This is a genomic window from Anaplasma marginale str. Florida, assembly GCF_000215485.1.
Lineage (GTDB): Bacteria > Pseudomonadota > Alphaproteobacteria > Rickettsiales > Anaplasmataceae > Anaplasma > Anaplasma marginale.
The window spans coordinates 1-3,878 of record NZ_AFMS01000053.1 but is presented as its reverse complement, the minus strand read 5'-3'; the positions used below and the strand labels follow the sequence as shown (position 1 = coordinate 3,878).

Annotated in this window: 4 protein-coding genes; 2 read left to right on the top strand and 2 right to left on the bottom strand. The window is 50.5% G+C overall.

Annotated elements, in window-relative coordinates; genetic code table 11:
- Window positions 1–215 precede the first annotated feature (215 nt).
- Window positions 216–1,211 (bottom strand): hypothetical protein, encoded by a 996-nt coding sequence (locus GAC_RS01555; protein ID WP_012658900.1) that lies wholly within the window; start codon window positions 1,209–1,211, stop codon window positions 216–218.
- Window positions 1,212–1,452: 241 nt separating this feature from the next.
- On the opposite strand from GAC_RS01555, the gene GAC_RS01550 reads away from it, so the two are divergent.
- Together GAC_RS01550 and GAC_RS01545 are read left to right on the top strand one after the other, a co-directional pair.
- The gene (locus GAC_RS01550) at window positions 1,453–1,995 is read left to right on the top strand and encodes a nicotinate-nucleotide adenylyltransferase (protein ID WP_227013255.1); all 543 of its coding nucleotides are present in this window, start codon (window positions 1,453–1,455) and stop codon (window positions 1,993–1,995) included.
- A 224-nt stretch (window positions 1,996–2,219) separates the two neighbouring features.
- Entirely contained in the window at window positions 2,220–2,936 is a 717-nt protein-coding gene (locus GAC_RS01545; protein ID WP_010263989.1) for a pyridoxine 5'-phosphate synthase, read from the top strand.
- Window positions 2,937–3,621: 685 nt separating this feature from the next.
- Here GAC_RS01545 and GAC_RS01540 read toward each other — a convergent pair.
- A partial coding sequence (locus tag GAC_RS01540) for an HU family DNA-binding protein (RefSeq protein WP_100206239.1) occupies window positions 3,622–3,878 on the bottom strand: 257 nt, incomplete at its 5' end.

The window sequence follows — 3,878 nt, the reverse complement described above, 5'->3', positions numbered from 1 at the left end:
GGGGAGGGACCATGCAACGGTTATCCACGCCGTGAAGCAGATAGAAAAGTTCATGGAAGATGACGCCAAGCTTGCTGACGATATAAACCTCTTGATCCGAATGCTCAGATAGCCGCGCCTGGAGCCGCTGTCTTGTGTGTTGCTGGTGTGTAGGCGCACAAAATTCTGGTTCCAGCTTTGTCCGCTGTGGTGCAGCAGGTCGAGGATGTTTCTTGCTAGCTACTGCGGTGCCTGAGGTCTTGGTTAACTTCAACTTCGGACTTTTTACGCTCCTCTCTGAGGGCGAACGTTTCATCTTCTCGCGGTTTTGCCCAGGTTTGCTGTCTTGGCTCATCTCTGGAGAACATTCTCGCGGCAACATGCCCGCCTAATGGGTTGTGTATACTAGCAGTAGTTGCTCTGTCGTCAGCAGTTACAGTTCTCATTGCTCCCACCACGGCGAGAGCCGCCTGTATCGGGAATATCGTGGCTACCATTCCCCCGCTACCGACGATGCACAAGAGGCATACTATCGCGATCGCGCTTGTCACACTACCCAAAAATTCGGGACACATCACATCCGAGCTCCTCGGAGGTTTTTTAGTTCTTATCATATTCTGTATAAACTCTAGTGCGCTTTTTGCCACAGCCTTCATATCGCCATCGCCCCCAGTAATCATCTTCATTTTTTCTGCTACTGATTCCATTGTAGAGGCTTTTTGCTTGGCGTATTGCGCTTCGCGTTTGCTCTGCTCTTCTCGCAAGTCACTTTCAGACAGTGTGTTGGCGAGGTTAGACGCCACGTCGACGAAAGCAACAAGCTTCCGAAAATCTTCACTATCCAGAGAATTTACGTACTCAGTGGGGGTTTTGAGCTTCGTAAGCTTATACATTGCTAGCTCAAGATTAAACCTGGATTCATTGTCACCGTGAGGTAACTCTGAGTCAATATATCCGCTGAGAACGCCAGCTTTTGTGTCGCCAAATGCACGCCTGATTTCTGGCCTTGCTGTGCCGTTCAGAAATGCATCCTGCGCTTTCTGTATTGCTGCCTGCCCCTCTTTCGAACTTGCAAGATTCTGCAAGGCCTCCATACTGTCGACCTGGTTGGCTTGTTGCGCAACAAGTTTTGCAATCTCGGCAGACACGGCCTCTTCCACAGCCTTGTCTACCTCATTGGTTACAGCTGTGCACGCAGCAACAATTCCCTCTGCATCCATTAAGGCCCGCATTGGTATACCTCCATATGCTTAAACTATTGTAACACCCAACCCCGCAAGCGCGATACGCAAGCGGCTGCTGGAGCGGCATATGACCGCAACTGAAGAGTTGTGCAAATGCCCAAGACTTCCTGCCGCGCGGCACGCAACGAACGCGGCCAACGCAGTGAGTGTAGGGTTAGCACAAATGTATTGCAACCGAATTAATTATGATCTTGAATACCAACATGCCGCCGTTGCGATAAGGTGCTTTGTGGTAGTTGGAATACTTGGAGGGTCGTTTGATCCCCCGCATGAGGGGCACTTACATGTTGCGAGCAAGTTAATGAAACTGCTGCGGCTTGATGCCGTGTGGTGGATTGTGGCGATTAACCCACAAAAGTTAGCGGGTACCTACAGCTTGAAAGAGAGGATGTCTATGGTCAAGAGCGTGATTGCGCGCTGTAGGGGCATGAGAGTGATGTGTGCGGATAGCCAGTATAGTTACAAAATGGTCAGAAACTTACAAGCAAGATATCCACAAACCAGGTTTGTGTGGATAGCGGGTTCGGATACCCTATCAACCATGCATAAGTGGTATAGGTGGAAGCAGTTTTGCGAGTCACTGCCAATAGTTTTGCTGGAGCGCCGAGGTTATGTGTACAACGTCTTAAGAATGCCATTTGCGGTTTACATGGAAGATGAGCGCGTATCAGATTTAAAATTCCTACTCAAACGGCGCAGAGGGTGGAGTATCGTCAGAGGGAAAATTTGCGCCGCATCTTCGACGCAAATCAGGAATGCAATGCCCGTGTAGCGGCGAGCACGGCTCGTTTGTCGAGGCTTGGTGTGTATACCAGCTGCCGGATTACATAACGCAGCCAGGTGTATTGCATTTGAGGAATGAGAAAATCATATCAAGTGCCACCACAGCGTGTACAATGCGTATACTGTGTTGGCATGCGTAACAACATAATTGTTTAAAATTACGTGGTTTTGTTTTACCATTACTACCGCGTGCGGTGTTTGGGGAGTGTTGTCGTGCAGCTTGGTGTTAATGTCGATCATGTAGCTACCTTGCGCAATCTTAGAAGCACCGCCTATCCGGACGTTGTGAGGATTGCAAGTAAAGCTGTAGAGTGTGGCGCAGATTTTATTACTGTTCACCTCAGAGAAGATCGTAGACACATAAGGGATGGCGACGTCTTTGCACTGAAGAAGCACCTGGCAGTTCCTCTAAACCTTGAAATGGCTGCCACGCGCGAAATGTTAGAGATCGCAAAGAAGGTTGCGCCCCGATACGTTTGTTTGGTGCCGGAAAAGAGGGAAGAAATTACCACAGAGTCTGGTGTTGATGCGAAAGGCATGTTTGAAATACTTGCGCCGGTTGTATCAGATTTGCGGCAGAGCGGCATTGGCGTTACTCTGTTTATTGAGCCAGAAAAGGAGCAGGTGGATTATGCGAAAAAGTTGTGTGCAGATAAGGTAGAGCTGCATGTAGGTGCTTACTGTCTGAGTAAGTCGCAAGGGGAGCTGGAAAGAATAGCCAACGCAGCGGCTTATAGCCATGAACAAGGAATGGAGTGCCATGCTGGGCATGGAATAGACTACGGCACCGCGGCTACGATAGCTACGATTCGGCATGTATCTGCCCTGAATGTTGGACATTTTTTGATATGTGAGTCTCTGCTCCATGGGGTTGGGAGTGCGGTACGGAATATGAAAAAAATAATCTTGGAACAGCGCCACAACGCCTAGCACGTCAGGAGCACTGTCGCCTGTTATGTGGCGGTTCAGAGCTGTACCTGAAGTAGCAAACGCCGCGAAAGCGCAGCTCCGCACGCCACACAAATTGGAGGCGTGCTCACGATAGCAGGTAGGCTTTGTCCACCGCATGCCGCAGCCAAGCCAAAACCGTGGGCAGAACACACCTCCGGCGGTGTTGGCCTAAGAGAGCGCTGCGACACACGAACACGGCGTACCACACACGCAAAGAGAGACCGAGCCACATTAAACGCCGCCCACGCGGCACACCTCCCACACTGCGCCACGCACAACAGGGCATGGCAACACGACACAAAGCACACACGATAGAACACGCTAGACGCGCGAGAAAACCCCGCACACAACGCCGGCCCGTAAAACGCGCGAGCGCCGCCGCGACAAAGAGAAGGGCAGGAGCCCAACTAAGCGAACACGCGCCTAACCACCGCTAAAGGCAGCCTGGAGGACCATGATAGAACACGCACACGACAGCCCTCCACGCACATCCACACATAAGTACCAAACCGAACTCCAGATTATGCCAAAGTCCCCAACCCAACAAGACGCCACGGGCAGCATAACTCAAAAACAAGCTTAAACGAGAAACACACACACAGAGGAAACAGGTCCCCCCGAAATTGTCACCTACAACAAACAAAAAGCAAGTGCGGCAGTGTCTCTACACATTTACCGTGTCCAACAACTTTCTACTAGACCTGAATCTCACCCTTCTTTTTGGAGGTAGAGTTTCAAGACGTCCAGTCTTGGGATTGTGATACTTCTTCTCGGCGCACTGAATAACGTGCAGCGTGCCAACGTTGTGAAGACGGATGGAATGGTTAGTTTCCAGCGCAGTCTTAACCGCTGACATAACCACATCGTAGGCACTGCTCGAATCTTTCTTTGTGAAGCCCAGATTTGACATCAATGCCCTGA